The organism is Bacillus cereus group sp. BfR-BA-01350 (genome assembly GCF_022663775.1).
Classification (GTDB): domain Bacteria; phylum Bacillota; class Bacilli; order Bacillales; family Bacillaceae_G; genus Bacillus_A; species Bacillus_A paranthracis.
The window spans coordinates 1-17,294 of the sequence record NZ_JAKUGD010000005.1 but is presented as its reverse complement, the minus strand read 5'-3'; the positions used below and the strand labels follow the sequence as shown (position 1 = coordinate 17,294).

Below are 17,294 nucleotides of genomic sequence, written 5' to 3'. Positions count from 1 at the left end.
ACATGGAGTTTATAGATGTTTTAAGAAAGAAAAATATGAAGGTAAGAGAGTTTCAAAGTTGGGGTGTATATTTTCGCAAGCGCTGGGAGGATAACTTTGCAAATCATGTAAGTGATGAGGAAAAAGAAGATATTTTTCTTTATGGAGATAAGTATGCATGTGGGTATCTATGGCACATATTTAGTTATGAGAGAAAGAAGTGTGTAGAGGGAGAAGAAGCGGAGAACACGTTTCATAATGAAGTGAAAAAGGAGTGCTACATCTTCTATCAACACTGTGATGAGGTACTACTAATAAAAGATGCGAGTTTATTAAGTATGGATGATATATTGCGTGAAACAGATGATATGTATAAAGGCGATGTTTATATTGTAGATAAAGATTTCACTTGGACTTTTGTAAAAACGCATGAGCATAGATGGTGTGGGCCGTATTTCGCTAAGAAGTGTTAGTAGGTATACAAGCATGAAGAGTAGAATAAGTTGATATAAGTGTTTGCATGATACTTGCGTTTATTATCTATTAGCGTATGATGAAATATATATGTTAAAAGGATGTGTAAAGAAATGAGATGGATTGTATCACTTCTTGTAAATAGCGTTGTGTTAATCGCTGTATCGGGACTTTTAAAAGGGATTGCACCAGACGCGTTTTACGTAGCAAATATACAAACTGCAATTATTGCGAGTATTATTTTGGCTGTTTTAAATGTGTTTGTAAAACCGTTTTTAATTTTAATTACGCTACCAATTACTGTTGTAACTTTCGGTTTCTTCTTAATTGTTATTAATGCGATTACGTTAAAAATAGCAGATTCATTATTAGGAGACGCATTTAATATATCAGGTTTCGGTGTAGCGATCGTTGCGGCAATTTGTATTTCAATTTTTAATATGATTATTGAAAAGGCAATTGTGGAACCTTTATATGAAAAAAAGAGAAAATGACAAAAAGAAAAACATTTCATGATATGTATGAAATGTTTTTTTCTATTTATTAGAAACCGTATTTCTTGTTTCCAGAAAAAAATGGTACAATATCCGGTAGAATGGAATTTTACATCAAATGAGACTGAACCCGCAGCGGAGTGGAGGTTTATACATATGCCGAAAGTAAGGACAAAAGATTTAATTGAACAATTTCAATTGGAGTTAATAAGTGGTGAAGAAGGAATTCATCGTCCGATTGATACAAGTGATTTATCACGACCTGGAATTGAAATGGCAGGATTTTTTACATATTATCCAGCTGATCGCGTGCAGCTTCTTGGGAAGACGGAGCTGACGTTCTTTGACACGTTAACGTCAGAGCAAAAACAAGAGAGAATGAAAGCGCTTTGTACTGAGGAGACGCCATGTATTATTGTAACTCGTAATCAAGATGTACCAGATGAGTTGCTGCAAGCATCGCGTGAATCGGGCATGCCTTTATTACGCTCTTCTCAAACGACAACGAGATTATCAAGTCGTTTAACAAATTATTTAGAAGGTAAGTTAGCACCAACAACAGCTGTTCATGGTGTGTTAGTAGATATTTACGGCGTTGGTGTTTTAATTACAGGACAAAGTGGTGTCGGTAAAAGTGAGACAGCTCTTGAGCTTGTAAAACGTGGTCATCGCCTTGTTGCGGATGATAGTGTAGAAATTCGCCAAGAAGATGAAGACATGTTAGTCGGAAGCTCACCAGATTTAATTGAGCATTTATTAGAAATTCGTGGTCTAGGCATTATTAACGTTATGACGTTATTCGGTGCAGGGGCAGTGCGAAATTATAAGCGTATTACACTTGTTATTAATCTTGAAATTTGGGATCAAAAGAAAAATTATGATCGCTTAGGTCTTGATGAAGAGAAGATGAAGATTATTGATACAGAACTTACGAAGATTACACTTCCAGTTCGTCCTGGTCGAAACTTAGCTGTTATTATTGAAGTGGCAGCGATGAACTTCCGTTTAAAACGTATGGGAGTCAATGCAGCACAGCAGTTCTCAGAACGATTAATGAGTGCGATTGAGTTAGGAAATCAGGAGTAAACATTGGAGAGGGAGGTCATACATATGCTGTTAGGTTCTGTACCACAGCTTGACCGCGTAGCTATCCAACTTGGACCGTTTCCTGTTTATTGGTACGGGATTATTATCGGTACAGGTGTGCTATTAGGTCTTTGGCTAGCAACTCGCGAAGGAGAAAGGCTAGGTATTCCAAAAGATACATTTGTTGACCTTGTATTAATTGCAGTACCGATCGCTATTCTATTTGCGAGAATGTACTATGTTATTTTTGAATGGGAATATTACGCGCAAAACCCGAGTCAAATTATTAATATTCGTCAAGGTGGTTTGGCGATTCATGGTGGTTTAATCGGAGCTGTTATTACAGGGATTCTTTTTGCGAAACGTCGCGGGGTTTCATTCTGGAAGTTGGCGGATATTGCTGCACCAAGTATTTTACTAGGACAAGCAATTGGCCGATGGGGAAACTTTATGAACCAAGAGGCGCATGGTGATGAAGTAACGAGACAGTTTTTAGAAGGCCTTCATTTACCGGATTTCATTATTAATCAAATGTACATTGATGGTGTGTACTACCACCCGACGTTTTTATATGAATCGTTATGGAATTTTGTGGGAGTAATTCTATTACTTGCATTAAGAAAAGTGAATTTACGCCGTGGGGAATTATTCTTCACATATTTAATTTGGTATTCAATAGGACGCTTCTTCGTAGAAGGGTTACGTACAGATAGTTTAATGCTAGGACCGCTTCGTATTGCACAAGTAATGTCAATTGGACTTGTTGTTATTTCTATTATTTTCATTATTGTGAGACGAAAAATGGGGCAAGCTGATAAAAGATATTTAGAAAATTAGAGAAAAGTAGCATCTTATTATAAGATGCTGCTTCTTTCATATTCAGGAAAGAGAAAGGACTAAGGCAATGAAAATAAATACAGTGTTATTTGATTTAGATGGAACGTTAATTAATACAAACGAACTTATTATTTCTTCTTTTTTACATACTTTACATACATATTATCCAGATCAATATAAGCGTGAAGATGTATTGCCATTTATCGGTCCATCTTTACATGATACTTTCAGTAAGATTGATGAAAGTAAGGTTGAAGAGTTAATTACGAGTTATCGTCAATTTAACCATGATCATCATGATGAATTAGTAGAAGAATATGAAACTGTATATGAAACAGTTCAAGAGTTAAAAAAGCAAGGCTATAAGGTTGGTATTGTTACAACGAAAGCACGACAAACTGTTGAGATGGGATTAAAGTTATCGAAGCTTGATGAGTTCTTTGATGTTGTCGTGACAATTGATGATGTCGAGCATGTGAAACCACATCCAGAACCGCTTCAAAAAGCGCTTCATTTATTAGATGCGAAACCGGAAGAAGCATTGATGGTTGGGGATAATCATCATGATATTGTTGGCGGACAAAATGCGGGTACGAAAACAGCTGCGGTTTCATGGACATTGAAAGGTAGAGCGTATTTAGAGGCTTACAAGCCAGACTTTATGCTAGATAAAATGAGTGATTTATTGCCGATTTTGTCCGACATGAATCGTTCGTAAAGATAAGTAGAGGAGCGATTTAAGTGCGACGGACAACGCGCTATCCTGTTTCAGGAGAAAATTCATTATGGAACGTGTATAAAACAGTGTCTTTTTGGAAGGTAATGAAGAATTTTATTATTATCCAAATTGCACGTTATACACCTTTTTTATCGGTCAAGAATTGGTTATACCGCACATTTTTGCGGATGAAAGTAGGAAAGAAAACATCGTTTGCGCTTATGGTAATGCCAGACATTATGTTCCCGGAAAAGATAACTGTGGGAGAAAATTCGATTATAGGCTATAATACAACGCTTTTAGCACATGAATATTTAATTCGAGAATATCGACTTGGAGAGATCGTTATAGGAAATGAAGTGATGATTGGAGCAAATACGACTATATTACCAGGTGTGAAAATTGGAGATGGTGCGATTGTTTCAGCTGGCACACTCGTTCATAAAGATGTACCGAGCGGTGCTTTCGTAGGTGGAAATCCAATGCGTGTTATTTATACAAAAGAAGAAATAGATGCTAGAGAAGGTTGATGCTAAAAATGTAACATTTCTCTTCTTTTTTAATGAATAAAAAGGAAATAATTGAGTATAATATACTGTTTTGTTTTTTACGGAATCGTTTATACTTATAGATAGAAGAATGTGTGAACGAAGAAAACAAAAAACTGGAGGATATATGGGGAAAAATCAAAGAATATATAAGGAGAACGGACAAGTTATCTCTTTTAATCAATTAGCGGACTTCTTTTATAAAAAAGGGATGAGGGCTTACAAAGGACAAAAATTGCAAGATGCAATTAAATATTTTCGAAGAGCGGCACAAAGCGAGAAGGAGCCGTTTATTTTATGTCAATTAGCAACAGTATTATCTGAGGCTGGTGAATATCAAGAGTCGAATCAAACCTTCTTTAAGCTTGTTAGATCTAATCCAGAACTTGAACAATGTTATTATTTTATTGCAAATAATTATGCGTATATGGGTCTATTTCAGCAGGCGAAGAAGTATGCGGATCGCTATTTAGAAGTTGCAGAAGAGAAGGAATTTGTTGAAGATACATTAGAATTACTTGAAATTATGGAAGAAGAAGCGATGGGTGCGGAAGAGATTGAGGATGAAGATGATTTAATTGTTATGCAGGAAGAAGCCAATCGTTATATTCGTAACGGACAATTGGAAGAAGCAATTGCTACATTAGAAATTGTTACGAAAGATTATCCGGAATTTTGGTCGGGGCATAATAATTTAGCCATTGCGCATTTTCAATCTGGTAATGTAGATAAGGCGCTGAAATTAACGGAAATGATTTTAGAGAAAAATCCTGGTAATATACATGCGCTTTGTAATACACTTATTTTTCTATATTCAATTGGAGAGCATAAACAAGTAGAGGTGTTAGCTGCTCAGTTAGTTTCGGTATATCCGATTTCGTTTGAACATCGTTTGAAACTTGGGACGACACTTGCAACAATTGGTCATTTCGAGCCTGCATATAAATGGTTCAAATTATTAAAGCGTCAAGGATACGAAGGAGACGTTAGTTTCTATTATTGGTTTGCATATTCTGCGTATATGGTGAAAGATCAGCAAGTAGCTGAAAAAATGTGGCAACATGTTGTAGAATTGCACCCTGATAAAAAGGGAAAAGAACCGTGGAATGCATTGAATTTAGCGGATGAAGGACAAAATGTGTTATTTGAAGAATTACGAAAATCATTCCAGCAAAGTGCGACGCTAGAGGAACAAATGCTAGCTTTATATTTAATGAATGAATTATCAACGCCGGAGAAGGTTGGATTCTTCTTTGATGTAACGCAGGCGAAGAATGGTGTTCCAATCGTATCGCAACTTGCAAAGTATTTCTTTTTACTGAATAGCCATAAGAGTATTCCAGCTGATTTACAGCAATTTGAACAGTGCGCGCGAATCGCGGATGCTTTATACAATTATACGAAAAAAGATGATGAATTAATCGAAGAGTGTTTACAATTTTGGTTTTGTACGTTCATACGTTTATATACATCTGGGGCAGTTTTTACAAATGTATACGGCTGGTCAGCTGCGGTTGAATATATCGTACGCAGTGAACAAGGAAATAAGATGACACAGTCGGAGCTCGGAGATGTGTATAATGTATCTGTAGCGACTGTTCGAAAGTATGTGCAAGCTGTTAAGCGTACGCACACATAGATAAGCAAATCATTGGGAAAAAAATGATGCGAACAGTATAATGAGGGTAACTTAATTGTGTAGGAATGGATAGGAGTGAATAGTGTGTCAGAAGAAAAAATTTATGATGTCATTATTATTGGTGCAGGACCAGCTGGTATGACAGCTGCAGTATATACATCTCGTGCAAATTTAAGCACATTAATGCTTGAGCGTGGTATTCCAGGCGGGCAAATGGCAAATACAGAAGATGTAGAAAACTACCCAGGTTATGAGTCTATTTTAGGACCAGACTTATCAAATAAAATGTTCGAGCATGCGAAGAAATTTGGTGCTGAATATGCATACGGTGATGTGAAAGAAGTCATCGATGGTAAAGAATACAAAACAATTATTGCTGGTAAAAAAGAATATAAAGCACGTGCAATTATCGTTGCAAGTGGTGCAGAGTATAAAAAAATTGGTGTACCAGGTGAAACAGAACTTGGCGGCCGCGGTGTATCATATTGTGCGGTATGTGATGGCGCATTCTTTAAAGGTAAAGAACTTGTAGTTATCGGCGGCGGAGATTCTGCTGTTGAAGAGGGTGTGTTCTTAACACGCTTCGCATCAAAAGTAACGATCGTTCACCGTCGTGACACGCTTCGTGCACAGAAAATTTTACAAGATCGTGCTTTCCAAAACGAAAAAGTAGACTTCATTTGGAACCACACGATAAAAGAAATTAACGAAGCAAATGGTAAAGTAGGAAGTGTAACACTTGTAGATGTAAACAGTGGAGAAGAGAAAGAAGTCAAAACTGACGGCGTATTCGTATACATCGGTATGTTACCACTATCAAAACCATTTGTTGAACTAGGTATTACAAATGAAAATGGTTACCTTGAAACAAACGAGCGTATGGAAACGAAAGTTCCTGGTATTTTCGCAGCAGGTGATGTTCGTGAAAAAATGCTACGTCAAATTGTAACTGCAACAGGTGATGGTAGTATTGCAGCACAAAGTGCACAACATTACGTAGAAGAATTATTAGAAGAACTAAAAACCGTATCAGAAAAATAAGGGATAACATACCTTTTGAGAAGAAAGCTACCGATAGGAGCTTTCTTCTTTTTTTGTGTGAAAATGTCAAAGTTTTGTCAAAAAATATTGGGATTATAAGCTTTCTTATTGATATACTGGACTTTACGGAAAAAATCACTATAAGAAATGAGGAATTTATTCAGTATGGAATGGCGTAATATATATCGTGGATTTTGTATGGGCGTTAGTGATTTAATTCCTGGTGTGAGCGGCGGTACAATCGCTGTTGTGTTAGGGATTTATGAACAATTGCTTGCGGCAATTAGCGGATTCTTTAGTCGTGAATGGAAAAAACATTTAGGATTTTTAATTCCACTTGCAGCTGGTGTGGCAGCAGCGTTTTTAACGTTAAGTCATGTTATTAAATATTTACTTGCAAATCATTATGAACCGACTCAATTTTTCTTCCTCGGTTTAATTATTAGTATATTACCGATGTTAATGAGAGAAGCTGATGCAAAGTCGTCGTTTAAAGGTAAGCATATTGTTTTATTAATCGTTGCAGCAATTCTTGTTGCGATCACAGCTTTCTTTAAACCAGATAAGACAGCAGATCCAATTACGACGTTAACAATTTTAAATGCAATTGGTTTATTTTTCGCAGGATGGATGGCTAGTATGGCGATGTTACTTCCTGGAATTAGCGGATCGTTTATTCTATTAATTATTGGTGTATATCCGACAGCAATTAATGCTTTAACTACCCTCAACTTACCTTTAATTGCAGTTATTGGTGCTGGCGTTATGGTAGGGTTCGTTGTAAGTAGTAAAGGAATTAGTTTCTTATTAGATCGATATAAAAGTATGACATTTGCGGCAATTATTGGACTAGTTATCGGTTCGATTGTAATTGTGTTCCCTGGTATTCCAACTGGAGGATTTTCAATTATAAGTTCAATTATTACCTTTATTTTAGGATTTGCGATTGTTACTTATTTCGGTAAGAAGTAAGGGCTGGAGTCCCCTTGGCGATAAAAGTCGTTAAGGGGATTTTTCATGCTATTCACGGAAAGTCCAGGCATTTACATTGCTTGTTATAAAAAGCTTTTTTAAAATTGTTGAGTAGCAGTGCTTAGCGAAAGGGGGACTGGCTCCTTCGTTGTAGCAAACTGTTTTTGATAGTATAATGAAATGAGTATGCAGTGAGAAATTTGCTGCAAGTAGCTGAGGTGAAGAAACATGCAAAGAGTGACAAACTGTGTGTTAATTAGAGATAATGAAGTACTCTTACTCCAAAAACCTCGCCGGAATTGGTGGGTTGCACCAGGCGGGAAAATGGAGCGTGGTGAGACTGTAAGAGATTCCGTTGTTCGCGAGTATCGTGAAGAAACAGGTATTTATTTAAAGAACCCAGCGTTAAAGGGGGTCTTCACCTTTGTCATCCAAGAAGGTGATAAAGTTGTTTCTGAATGGATGATGTTCTCCTTTTTAGCGACAGATTTTGCAGGAGAAAACAAACTAGAGAGCGAAGAAGGCATCATTGGTTGGCATACATTTGATAAAATTGATGATTTAGCAATGGCACCAGGAGATTATCACATTATTGATTATTTAATTAAAGGAAATGGCATAATCTACGGTACATTTGTATATACCCCAGATTTTGAGTTGCTTTCATATCGATTAGATCCGAGTTAAACCGTCAAGGAGAGGATACGATGACAGAGAATAATGATATAAAAATGGTAATTATTACAGGAATGTCTGGAGCTGGAAAGACAGTAGCTTTACAAAGTTTTGAAGATTTAGGATATTTCTGTGTGGATAATTTACCACCGATGTTATTGCCAAAGTTTATTGAGCTTATGGCGGATTCAAAAGGAAAAATGAATAAAGTAGCACTTGGTATTGATTTACGTGGCCGAGAGTTTTTCGAACATTTATGGGAAGCGCTTGATGATTTATCAGAACGTACATGGATTATTCCTCATATTTTATTCTTAGATGCGAAAGATAGCACACTTGTAACTCGTTATAAAGAAACGAGACGCTCGCATCCACTTGCACCAACTGGTCTGCCGTTAAAGGGAATCGAAGCAGAGCGTAATTTATTAACAGATATGAAGGCACGCGCGAATATTGTGCTTGATACATCTGATTTAAAACCGAAAGAATTACGTGAAAAAATTGTTCACCTATTTTCAACTGAAACTGAGCAAGCATTTCGTGTAAATGTTATGTCATTTGGATTTAAGTACGGTATTCCAATTGATGCAGATTTAGTATTTGATGTTCGTTTTTTACCAAATCCATATTACATTCCACATATGAAGCCATTAACAGGACTAGATGAAGAAGTTTCATCGTATGTGCTGAAATTTAATGAGACGCATAAGTTTTTAGAGAAATTGACTGATCTTATCACTTTCATGCTGCCTCATTATAAAAGAGAAGGCAAGAGTCAACTTGTAATTGCAATTGGATGTACAGGTGGACAGCATCGTTCTGTTACGCTTACAGAATACCTTGGAAAACATCTGAAACCAGAGTATAGCGTTCATGTATCTCATCGTGATGTGGAGAAGAGAAAGGGTCATTAAGGGATGAAAAAAGAGAGAAAACCTAAAATTGTTATCATGGGAGGCGGAACGGGACTTTCTGTTTTATTACGAGGATTAAAACAATATCCGGTTGATATTACAGCAGTTGTTACAATCGCTGATGATGGTGGCAGTTCAGGTAGATTACGTGATGAGCTAGAAATTCCACCCCCAGGTGATATTCGTAACGTACTTGTTGCGTTATCAGATGTAGAGCCACTGGTGGAAGCTTTATTCCAGCATCGTTTCACAACGGGAGATGGGCTGAAAGGTCATGCGTTAGGAAATTTATTATTGGCAGGTATGACCTCGATTACAGGAGACTTCTTCCATGCTATTACAGAAACGAGTAAAGTTTTAAATGTTAGAGGACGTGTATTACCAGCAGCGAATCAAAGTGCAGTACTACATGCGGAACTAGAAGACGGAGAAATTGTAACAGGTGAATCAAAGATTCCTTATTTCGGAAAGAAAATTAACCGTGTCTTTTTAACTCCAGAAGATGTAGAGCCGTTACATGAAACGTTGACTGAAATTAAACGAGCTGATTTACTTGTTTTCGGTCCAGGAAGTTTGTATACGAGTATATTACCGAATTTAGTTGTTAACAAAATTGGGGACGCTGTTCTTGCTGCAAAAGCAAAGAAGGTATATGTGTGTAATGTTATGACGCAAGCTGGTGAAACGATGGGATATACTGCGTTTGATCATGTGCAGGCGTTACATGATCATTTAGGTGAACCATTTATTGATACTGCAATTGTAAATAACCGTGATATTCCTTGTGAATTACGTCAGTTATATGAGGAAGAAATGTCAGCGCCAGTTGTAGTAGATGAAGAGCGTTTTACTGAAAATAATATTAATGTGATTCAAGATCAATTAGCGAAGTATGATGACCGTGTTGTAAGACACGATACATTAAAACTAGCTTCTATTTTATATTCACTGTTGTAGATGTGCGTTGCCTCGTTTGAGGTAACGCTCCTCATTTCATATAGGACAAGATTTTTGTTCCACAATAATCGTATAAGGAGGTGTTGACTGTGTCATTTGCATCAGAAACAAAGAAAGAGTTGACGAATCTGGAGATGAAGGAATGTTGTGAGAAAGCAGAATTATCAGCGTTACTTCGCATGAACGGATCGCTTTCTTTTTCAAATCGTCGTCTATCAATCGATATTCAAACGGAGAATGCGGCAATTGCAAGAAGGATTTATACGCTTTTGAAAAAAGGATATGACGTGACGGTAGAATTGCTTGTTCGTAAAAAAATGCGATTGAAGAAAAACAATGTATATATCGTAAGGCTTGTTGAGAAGTCACGCGAAATATTAGCTGATCTTCATATCGTTCGAGACGACTTTTCATTTATTCGAAATATATCACAAGAATTAATTGAGAAGAAATGTTGTAAACGATCGTATTTACGCGGTGCATTTTTAGCAGGTGGTTCAGTAAATAACCCAGAAACATCATCTTATCATTTAGAGATCTTTTCGTTATATAAGGAACATAATGATGCTATATGTGAACTGATGAACGGATTTGATTTAAATAGTAAGACGTTGGAAAGAAGAAAAGGGTACATTACGTATTTAAAAGAAGCAGAAAAGATTACAGAGTTTTTAAATATTATAGGTGCTCATAATGCACTTTTAAGATTTGAAGACATTCGAATCGTACGTGATATGCGTAATTCTGTAAATCGCTTAGTGAACTGCGAAACAGCTAATTTAAATAAAACAATTGGTGCAGCGCTAAGGCAGATTGAAAATATCCGTTATATTGATGAGACGGTTGGTCTTGATATATTGCCGGATAAACTACGAGAAATTGCGCAATTACGAAGAGATTATCAAGATGTAACATTGAAAGAGTTAGGTGAGATGGTATCCGGGGGGAAAATTAGTAAATCGGGTATTAATCATCGTTTGCGTAAAATTGATGATATTGCAGAGAAATTACGCGCGGGGGAAACGGTAGCAAAAAAATAAGAGGTTAAAGGGGAAATGGAGCTGTGGTTCAAAAAAGAGTTCAGGTTTCATTAAAAAACGGTTTACAAGCACGTCCGGCTGCGTTGTTTGTACAAGAGGCAAATCGCTTTCATGCAGATATCTTCATCGAAAAAGATGGGAAGACAGTAAATGCAAAGAGCATAATGGGGATTATGAGCTTAGCAATTGGAACTGGTAGCATGATAACAATTACAACAGAAGGTTCGGATGCAGAAGAGGCTTTAGAGGCACTAGCTGCATATGTACAATAAGAAGCTATCGCGCATGTGCGATAGCTTTTTTGTTGTTTGGGGCTTGTTGGTGGGGGTATGTGGGGTATGCGTACTTGTCGAGAATTGTCGGTAAGTCGATAAGTTGTGTCGAAACGTCGATATATTAAAATAATCGCCGATATAATTGGAGTTACGGTCGATATATTTGAAAAATCGCCGATATATTTAGAGGGATACTGAGTGGGGTATGTTCGTGCGGAGATTTAACTATAAAAAAGCGCCCTGTAATAGGGCGCTTTTTTATAGTTGTATCTAGCTCCAGCGGCTAGAATCTCCGGTCGCTTCGCCCCTTCATTCGAGGCAAAAAGCGCCTCGGAATCAGGGGCTCCATCGCCCTGCGATTCTGAACGAGCCGCTTTCGCTTTTAGTTATTAACGATTTGTAAAGATCTTATCGATTAAACCGTATTCTAAAGCTTTTTCTGCTGTCATGAAGTTGTCGCGGTCTGTGTCGCGTTGTAGTACTTCAAGAGGTTGACCTGTGCGGTCAGCAAGAATTTGGTTTAGTTTTTCACGTAAGAATAGGATACGTTTAGCAGCGATTTCGATTTCAGTCGCTTGACCTTGTGCCCCACCAAGTGGTTGGTGAATCATTACTTCACTGTTTGGAAGTGCATAACGTTTTCCTTTTTCACCTGCTGCAAGTAAGAATGCACCCATAGATGCAGCCATACCGATACAGATTGTTGATACTTGCGGTTTAATAAACTGCATTGTATCGTAAATTGCCATACCTGCTGTGATAGAACCACCAGGGCTGTTGATGTAGATATGAATATCTTTTTCTGGATCTTGAGATTCCAAGAATAAAAGCTGGGAAACGATTGAGTTAGCTACGTTGTCATCAATTGCGCTACCAAGCATAATGATGCGGTCTTTTAATAGTCGAGAGTAAATATCGTAAGCGCGTTCTCCACGATTTGTTTGTTCAATTACTGTAGGAATTAAATTCATCTGTTATTTCCTCCTTATAAAGCTTTCTTAGTCTTATAATACAATTATGGTCAATAAAGGTCAAACGAAACCACTTTAAATCAAAAAAATATGTAGTTGTACCATGAAATATTCGCTATGTTTTTGAAATTCCCTGCTTATGTATCTTCAACATCATAACCGAATTACATAAATTTAAACGTTATAAAAACTGTAGAAAAAAAGAAAAGAACGCCTTTTTTACTGAAGCGTTCTTTCGATATTTATTCTTTTAAAAGATAGGTCACTTTATTTAAAATCTTTTCGATTTGTTTCGCGTTTTTACTATACATTTCGCTTGCTGATTTCGACTTTGTTTCTAAAGAAAATAGTTCAAGATCAGCATGACATTTTTTTAAAGATGCCAATAATAAAGGTTTGTTTTGAGGAGAAGGCATTTGTAGTTTGTCATTATAAATGTCGATAGTAAGTTGTCCATATGAATCCACTTGACCGAGAAAGACGTTTTCAATGACAACACCGAGTTTCTCGAGCTCAGAATGTAACCAAGCTCGGTTATGTCCGCTTGCTGAAAGAGGTTCATCTAGTATATTGCCATCCATAATAACAGTTTGTGGTTCTTTTTCGTTTGCTACTTTTAAACCGATGTCTTTTGCTGTGAGTGGTTGGCGATCTTTCTTTAATAATACATTTAATTCTCCGCTCGGTTCTAGTACAGCAAATTCAACATCAGCTACGCTGAAGGCATCTTTTCCACGAAGAAGTTCCAGTAATTCGTCACTTGTATATTTTTCTTTCTTTAAGTTGTCTTCGAGTATCTTTCCATCTTTTATTAATACGGTAGATTTCCCTTCAAAGAAGTCCCGAGCTGTTTTGTTCTTTAAAGAAAGGATTCCTGTTAAAAAAGGTACCACAGCGAAAATGAGTATCGCAAAGACGCCGTGAAAAAATTTTGAATCGAGCCCTGTAGATACTTGGGCAGCGATGTCACCGATTGTCATTCCGGCTATGTATTCAAAAAAGGAGAGCTGAGAGATTTGTCTTTTCCCTAACCATTTCGTAATAGCGAATAAAATAATTAATATGAATACAGAGCGAAGAATGACAAGTGTCCATTCCGGCAGGTGAGACATAGTCATTTCCTCCAGTCTACTTAAAACCCTTTATATTGAGGTTCTTCACGTTCTAATACTGAAACTCTATTTTGTAAATCAGCGATGATGCTGTCCATTTCTAACATACATTCATGAAATACACGTTTTGATTCTGCGTCCTGTGAATGTAGTGAAAGGGAGCTCAAACTTGCTTGAGCGCCCCTTACACTAGCAAGGCAGGTTTTGACGCTAGCGATAACTGTCATACGAACACCTTATCCTTTCGGTTTGAATAGCAATGCTCCGATGAAGCCGAAAATAATAGCTGCGGATACACCGGCGCTCGTTACTTTAAACATGCCGGTAATAACGCCAACGATGCCATGTTTTGCAGCTTCTTCCATTGCACCGTGAACGAGGGCATTACCGAAGCTTGTAATAGGTACAGTTGCCCCAGCTCCAGCGAAATCAATTAATGGTTCATACAAATTGAATCCATCTAATATAGCTCCAGCAACAACGAGTGTTGCCATTGTATGAGCTGGTGTTAGCTTTCCAACATCAAACATAAGTTGGCCGATTACACATATAAGTCCGCCAATGACGAAAGCCCAGAAAAAAATCATTGCGTTGCACCTCCAAATTCAATCGAAACGGCGTGAGCGATACACGGAATCGTTTCTTCTTGTTGGAATGTAAGTGGAGATAGTAAAGCGCCTGTCGCAACGACAAGTATTTTATTAAACTCTCCTCTTTTCATTCGGTTTAATAAGTGACCGTATACGACCGTTGCGGAACACCCTGGTCCACTAGCGCCAGCGATGACAGGTTGCCCTTCTCTATAAATGAGCAGCCCGCAATCTTGAAATTGTTCGCTCGTTACTTTCGTTCCGTGTTTATGTAATAAGTCATAAGCAATTTCGCGTCCTACATGTCCGAGGTCACCCGTTACGATTAAATCGTAGTAAGAGGCATCAATTTGTCGTTCGCGTAAATGGGCTTCAATTGTATCAACGGCAGCTGGAGCCATTGCACCTCCCATATTAAATGGATCTGTTAATCCCATATCAACCACTCGTCCGATTGTGGCAGATGTTACCCTAGGACCGTGTCCAGTATCGCTTAAAATAGCAGCTCCTGCTCCGGTTACTGTCCACTGCGCGGTAGGTGGTTTTTGCCCACCATATTCGGTAGGATAGCGGAACTGTTTTTCTACAGCTGTATTATGACTGGATGCACCAGTTAATAAATATTTTGCGCCTTTTGCATTTACGATACTTGCTCCAAGTGCTAAACCTTCCATAGAAGTAGAACAAGCGCCGAATAGTCCGAGATAAGGAGTGCCCAGTGTACGGCAAGCAAAGCTTGTAGGGGTAATTTGATTAATTAAATCGCCTGCGAGTACAAATTGAATATCGTCTTTACGAAGTTTTGCCTTTTCAGTAGCGCGGCTACAAGCTTCTTCGAACAAAATTTTATGTGCTTTTTCATAGGAATCTTGTCCGAGCCATAAATCTTCATGGAGGGTATCGAAGTCTTCTGGAATTTTGCCTTTAGCTTCAAACGGCCCGCCAACGACTCCCGTCGAAATAATAACTGGTTTGTTTTCAAATACCCACGTTCGGTGTCCTTGTAACATTTATAGCCCTCCCCATTGAACGAGAATCGTTTTAATAAGTGCGATGACGAAAGCGGAAAATACACCAAATAAAATAACAGAACCAGCTAATTTAAACATGTTACCACCAACGCCGAGTACAAAACCTTCTGTGCGGTGTTCGATACATGCGGCAATAACGGAGTTACCAAATCCAGTGACAGGTACAGCTGTGCCTGCTCCGGCAAACTGACCAAACCGATCGTATATACCAAATCCAGTTAATAACATGGAGATGAAAATAAGAGTTGCGACTGTTGGATTTCCTGCTGAGCGTTCAGTGAAATCAAAATATGTGATATAAAATGTAGAAATGAGTTGTCCGATGAAGCAAATAAAACCGCCGACGAAAAAGGCCTTTATACAATTTTTCAAGACAGGGCGCTTCGGTTCTCGTTCTTGTTCGAATTTTTTATACTCCTGTTGTACAGGGGTTAAGTTTTTATCTTTACTAGACATTGCGATCCTTCCTTTTCTTAAAAAAAAGCGTTAAGTGTTAGACTCCATTTTTTTACCAATGAATTTTAATTGTTTATTAATTTCATCTTTAGATACTTCTTTTTCCTTAATTTTTCTTTCGAGTTTTTCGAGTAACATAAAGATTTTTTTATCTGTACTGACACGAACATCGAAAGTAGGATGCTCATCACTTAGCTGCTTTTGAAGCTTCTTACGAAGAGGTTTTAATCCAAACCTTTCGTGATGCTCCGGTATAACTGCTATGTAGAGATCTAAATTTGAATTTACTGCCGCGCTTTTTATAATCCCATCCATAGCGAGAGCCCTTTTCTTCGCTCCTTGTGATATAGATTGATTAAAGGATTCCGTACTCATCTTTGTTAATTTAGGACCTTTCTCTTTCTCCGTTCGTTTTGCTTCTTCTTTCACTTTTTTATCTAAAGGACTATTATCACATCCGGTAAAAGAGCTAAATAGAAGGGCAAATAATGCGGTTATGAGGCCGAGTTTTCGCATAATTATCATTCCATTTCTATTGCAATATGTAATGTGATAGAAAAAGGATGACTGCATATCATCCTTTTTCTATTTCACAGCATGACGAATCCGTTATTGCTGTGAGTATTGTGGTTCTTCTTGTTGGACTTCTTCAACACGTGGGTTTAAAGAATCGATAATCGTTTGTGTTTGCTGCGCAGCTGTTTGGAAAAGTTGCTTAGCTTGTTGGTTATCCGTATCAAGAGCGAATCCCTCTAAGCTAGCTTGTGCACTTTTTAATCCAGAAACAGTTTGCTTTAATTTTGTAATTACAGTCATTGAATGAAGCCCCCTTTGGAATATCAATTCAAAGATTATAATTTGTGAGTTGGGTTGAATTTATGATTGGAAAATTTAGGGGTGAGTGCTTTGTTAATATACTCATAACTAAGCGGCATAAAGGATTACGGGGATATTTTTATTGATTTAGATGGATTTTATTGCTATTATTATGAGAAGAAAATGAAGTGTTTTCTATTATCATGCGCCCATAGCTCAGTCGGATAGAGCGGTGGTTTCCGGTACCACGTCTGCCGGGGGTTCGAATCCCTCTGGGCGCGTTATATAAACTTTAATATTATTTTGTGTTGTGCAGAGGCCCTTTGTATGTGGTAAGTAAAAATACCATGTGCAAAGGGTCTTTTTGATATTATCGTTAGTCAATTATTGTTTCTTTAATCTTGAATTTAGAACTGAGATTCCTAACTTACATTTTGTAGGTTAGGAATTTTTTTATTTTAAAAATGTTAAAAATATGCAATTTTGCGAAGTTATCTAAAAAGTTTAAATCTTGTAAATTTATAACTGTAGAGAACAACAAACAAATAAATAAATAGAAAAAACGAGAGGATGAATGAAATGTCAAAAGGATACAAGTTCACAAAAGAAGAGTTAGTAGAGGCGTGGAAAGATCCACAAGTAAGAGAGAAGTTAAAAGACTTACCGAAA

At 37.4% G+C, this 17,294-nt stretch carries 23 protein-coding genes and 1 tRNA gene; 16 read left to right on the top strand and 8 right to left on the bottom strand.

Annotated elements, in window-relative coordinates; translation table 11 throughout:
* Positions 1-2 precede the first annotated feature (2 nt).
* From MR147_RS13085 to MR147_RS13020, 14 genes are all read left to right on the top strand, one after another.
* Positions 3-452 (top strand): DUF4275 family protein, encoded by a 450-nt coding sequence (locus tag MR147_RS13085; RefSeq protein WP_074606645.1) that lies wholly within the window; start codon positions 3-5, stop codon positions 450-452.
* Between the two features lie 114 nt (positions 453-566).
* Positions 567-947 (top strand): phage holin family protein, encoded by a 381-nt coding sequence (locus MR147_RS13080; protein WP_001267308.1) that lies wholly within the window; start codon positions 567-569, stop codon positions 945-947.
* Positions 948-1,103: 156 nt separating this feature from the next.
* On the top strand, positions 1,104-2,033 hold the full coding sequence (gene hprK, locus MR147_RS13075) for an HPr(Ser) kinase/phosphatase (RefSeq protein ID WP_001127250.1): 930 nt from the start codon (positions 1,104-1,106) through the stop codon (positions 2,031-2,033).
* A gap of 24 nt (positions 2,034-2,057) precedes the next feature.
* The gene (gene lgt / locus MR147_RS13070; protein ID WP_074606647.1) at positions 2,058-2,870 is read left to right on the top strand and encodes a prolipoprotein diacylglyceryl transferase; all 813 of its coding nucleotides are present in this window, start codon (positions 2,058-2,060) and stop codon (positions 2,868-2,870) included.
* A 67-nt stretch (positions 2,871-2,937) separates the two neighbouring features.
* The gene (gene ppaX, locus MR147_RS13065; RefSeq protein ID WP_074606649.1) at positions 2,938-3,588 is read left to right on the top strand and encodes a pyrophosphatase PpaX; all 651 of its coding nucleotides are present in this window, start codon (positions 2,938-2,940) and stop codon (positions 3,586-3,588) included.
* 23 nt (positions 3,589-3,611) lie between these two features.
* Positions 3,612-4,118, top strand: a complete 507-nt coding sequence (locus tag MR147_RS13060; RefSeq protein ID WP_070807161.1) for an acyltransferase — start codon at positions 3,612-3,614, stop codon at positions 4,116-4,118.
* A 145-nt stretch (positions 4,119-4,263) separates the two neighbouring features.
* On the top strand, positions 4,264-5,775 hold the full coding sequence (locus MR147_RS13055) for a tetratricopeptide repeat protein (protein WP_000517738.1): 1,512 nt from the start codon (positions 4,264-4,266) through the stop codon (positions 5,773-5,775).
* An 84-nt stretch (positions 5,776-5,859) separates the two neighbouring features.
* Complete coding sequence (gene trxB / locus MR147_RS13050) at positions 5,860-6,816, top strand: thioredoxin-disulfide reductase (protein WP_001288072.1); 957 nt, start codon at positions 5,860-5,862, stop codon at positions 6,814-6,816.
* Between the two features lie 165 nt (positions 6,817-6,981).
* Positions 6,982-7,788 carry a DUF368 domain-containing protein gene (locus tag MR147_RS13045; protein ID WP_000455203.1) on the top strand — a complete coding sequence of 269 codons (807 nt, stop codon included), beginning with the start codon at positions 6,982-6,984 and terminating at the stop codon, positions 7,786-7,788.
* A gap of 228 nt (positions 7,789-8,016) precedes the next feature.
* Entirely contained in the window at positions 8,017-8,475 is a 459-nt protein-coding gene (locus MR147_RS13040) for an NUDIX hydrolase (RefSeq protein ID WP_001190080.1), read from the top strand.
* 20 nt (positions 8,476-8,495) lie between these two features.
* The gene (gene rapZ / locus MR147_RS13035) at positions 8,496-9,377 is read left to right on the top strand and encodes an RNase adapter RapZ (protein ID WP_000138457.1); all 882 of its coding nucleotides are present in this window, start codon (positions 8,496-8,498) and stop codon (positions 9,375-9,377) included.
* Positions 9,378-9,380: 3 nt separating this feature from the next.
* The gene (locus MR147_RS13030) at positions 9,381-10,334 is read left to right on the top strand and encodes a gluconeogenesis factor YvcK family protein (protein WP_000712175.1); all 954 of its coding nucleotides are present in this window, start codon (positions 9,381-9,383) and stop codon (positions 10,332-10,334) included.
* An 89-nt stretch (positions 10,335-10,423) separates the two neighbouring features.
* Positions 10,424-11,374, top strand: a complete 951-nt coding sequence (gene whiA / locus MR147_RS13025; protein ID WP_000006561.1) for a DNA-binding protein WhiA — start codon at positions 10,424-10,426, stop codon at positions 11,372-11,374.
* A 23-nt stretch (positions 11,375-11,397) separates the two neighbouring features.
* Positions 11,398-11,646, top strand: coding sequence for an HPr family phosphocarrier protein (locus tag MR147_RS13020; protein WP_000250307.1), 249 nt, complete (start codon positions 11,398-11,400; stop codon positions 11,644-11,646).
* Positions 11,647-12,038: 392 nt separating this feature from the next.
* Here MR147_RS13020 and clpP read toward each other — a convergent pair whose 3' ends face one another.
* The 8 genes from clpP to MR147_RS12980 all read right to left on the bottom strand — a co-directional run bounded on the left by clpP (position 12,039) and on the right by MR147_RS12980 (position 16,625).
* Positions 12,039-12,620: an ATP-dependent Clp endopeptidase proteolytic subunit ClpP gene (gene clpP / locus MR147_RS13015; RefSeq protein WP_001049162.1), complete on the bottom strand. Its 582-nt coding sequence runs from the start codon at positions 12,618-12,620 to the stop codon at positions 12,039-12,041.
* Positions 12,621-12,862: 242 nt separating this feature from the next.
* Positions 12,863-13,732 (bottom strand): DUF421 domain-containing protein, encoded by an 870-nt coding sequence (locus MR147_RS13010; protein ID WP_074606650.1) that lies wholly within the window; start codon positions 13,730-13,732, stop codon positions 12,863-12,865.
* A 20-nt stretch (positions 13,733-13,752) separates the two neighbouring features.
* Complete coding sequence (locus MR147_RS13005) at positions 13,753-13,959, bottom strand: DUF1657 domain-containing protein (protein WP_000215900.1); 207 nt, start codon at positions 13,957-13,959, stop codon at positions 13,753-13,755.
* A gap of 9 nt (positions 13,960-13,968) precedes the next feature.
* Positions 13,969-14,319 (bottom strand): stage V sporulation protein AE, encoded by a 351-nt coding sequence (gene spoVAE, locus MR147_RS13000; protein ID WP_000575919.1) that lies wholly within the window; start codon positions 14,317-14,319, stop codon positions 13,969-13,971.
* The gene (spoVAD, locus tag MR147_RS12995) at positions 14,316-15,332 is read right to left on the bottom strand and encodes a stage V sporulation protein AD (RefSeq protein WP_000938965.1); all 1,017 of its coding nucleotides are present in this window, start codon (positions 15,330-15,332) and stop codon (positions 14,316-14,318) included. Before spoVAD ends, spoVAE begins: the two co-directional genes overlap by 4 nt.
* Positions 15,333-15,809, bottom strand: a complete 477-nt coding sequence (gene spoVAC / locus MR147_RS12990) for a stage V sporulation protein AC (RefSeq protein WP_000095399.1) — start codon at positions 15,807-15,809, stop codon at positions 15,333-15,335.
* 30 nt (positions 15,810-15,839) lie between these two features.
* On the bottom strand, positions 15,840-16,325 hold the full coding sequence (locus tag MR147_RS12985; RefSeq protein WP_001228539.1) for a YhcN/YlaJ family sporulation lipoprotein: 486 nt from the start codon (positions 16,323-16,325) through the stop codon (positions 15,840-15,842).
* A gap of 93 nt (positions 16,326-16,418) precedes the next feature.
* Positions 16,419-16,625 carry a DUF1657 domain-containing protein gene (locus tag MR147_RS12980; RefSeq protein WP_000216166.1) on the bottom strand — a complete coding sequence of 69 codons (207 nt, stop codon included), beginning with the start codon at positions 16,623-16,625 and terminating at the stop codon, positions 16,419-16,421.
* A 205-nt stretch (positions 16,626-16,830) separates the two neighbouring features.
* Between MR147_RS12980 and MR147_RS12975 the strand changes: the two genes are divergently transcribed.
* Together MR147_RS12975 and MR147_RS12970 are read left to right on the top strand one after the other, a co-directional pair.
* Positions 16,831-16,906: transfer RNA gene (locus tag MR147_RS12975), tRNA-Arg, on the top strand.
* 289 nt (positions 16,907-17,195) lie between these two features.
* On the top strand, positions 17,196-17,294 hold a 99-nt coding region (locus tag MR147_RS12970; RefSeq protein ID WP_313897175.1), incomplete at its 3' end, for a mersacidin/lichenicidin family type 2 lantibiotic.

What these genes read in the sequence shown, in the direction of transcription:
- MR147_RS13085 (WP_074606645.1), top strand. Translation starts at nt 3, where the DNA reads ATGGAGTTTATAGATGTTTTAAGAAAGAAAAATATGAAGGTAAGAGAG.
- MR147_RS13080 (WP_001267308.1), top strand. Translation starts at nt 567, where the DNA reads ATGAGATGGATTGTATCACTTCTTGTAAATAGCGTTGTGTTAATCGCT.
- hprK (WP_001127250.1), top strand. Translation starts at nt 1,104, where the DNA reads ATGCCGAAAGTAAGGACAAAAGATTTAATTGAACAATTTCAATTGGAG.
- lgt (WP_074606647.1), top strand. Translation starts at nt 2,058, where the DNA reads ATGCTGTTAGGTTCTGTACCACAGCTTGACCGCGTAGCTATCCAACTT.
- ppaX (WP_074606649.1), top strand. Translation starts at nt 2,938, where the DNA reads ATGAAAATAAATACAGTGTTATTTGATTTAGATGGAACGTTAATTAAT.
- MR147_RS13055 (WP_000517738.1), top strand. Translation starts at nt 4,264, where the DNA reads ATGGGGAAAAATCAAAGAATATATAAGGAGAACGGACAAGTTATCTCT.
- MR147_RS13045 (WP_000455203.1), top strand. Translation starts at nt 6,982, where the DNA reads ATGGAATGGCGTAATATATATCGTGGATTTTGTATGGGCGTTAGTGAT.
- MR147_RS13040 (WP_001190080.1), top strand. Translation starts at nt 8,017, where the DNA reads ATGCAAAGAGTGACAAACTGTGTGTTAATTAGAGATAATGAAGTACTC.
- rapZ (WP_000138457.1), top strand. Translation starts at nt 8,496, where the DNA reads ATGACAGAGAATAATGATATAAAAATGGTAATTATTACAGGAATGTCT.
- MR147_RS13030 (WP_000712175.1), top strand. Translation starts at nt 9,381, where the DNA reads ATGAAAAAAGAGAGAAAACCTAAAATTGTTATCATGGGAGGCGGAACG.
- clpP (WP_001049162.1), bottom strand. Translation starts at nt 12,620, where the DNA reads ATGAATTTAATTCCTACAGTAATTGAACAAACAAATCGTGGAGAACGC.
- MR147_RS13010 (WP_074606650.1), bottom strand. Translation starts at nt 13,732, where the DNA reads ATGTCTCACCTGCCGGAATGGACACTTGTCATTCTTCGCTCTGTATTC.
- MR147_RS13005 (WP_000215900.1), bottom strand. Translation starts at nt 13,959, where the DNA reads ATGACAGTTATCGCTAGCGTCAAAACCTGCCTTGCTAGTGTAAGGGGC.
- spoVAE (WP_000575919.1), bottom strand. Translation starts at nt 14,319, where the DNA reads ATGATTTTTTTCTGGGCTTTCGTCATTGGCGGACTTATATGTGTAATC.
- spoVAD (WP_000938965.1), bottom strand. Translation starts at nt 15,332, where the DNA reads ATGTTACAAGGACACCGAACGTGGGTATTTGAAAACAAACCAGTTATT.
- spoVAC (WP_000095399.1), bottom strand. Translation starts at nt 15,809, where the DNA reads ATGTCTAGTAAAGATAAAAACTTAACCCCTGTACAACAGGAGTATAAA.
- MR147_RS12985 (WP_001228539.1), bottom strand. Translation starts at nt 16,325, where the DNA reads ATGCGAAAACTCGGCCTCATAACCGCATTATTTGCCCTTCTATTTAGC.
- MR147_RS12980 (WP_000216166.1), bottom strand. Translation starts at nt 16,625, where the DNA reads ATGACTGTAATTACAAAATTAAAGCAAACTGTTTCTGGATTAAAAAGT.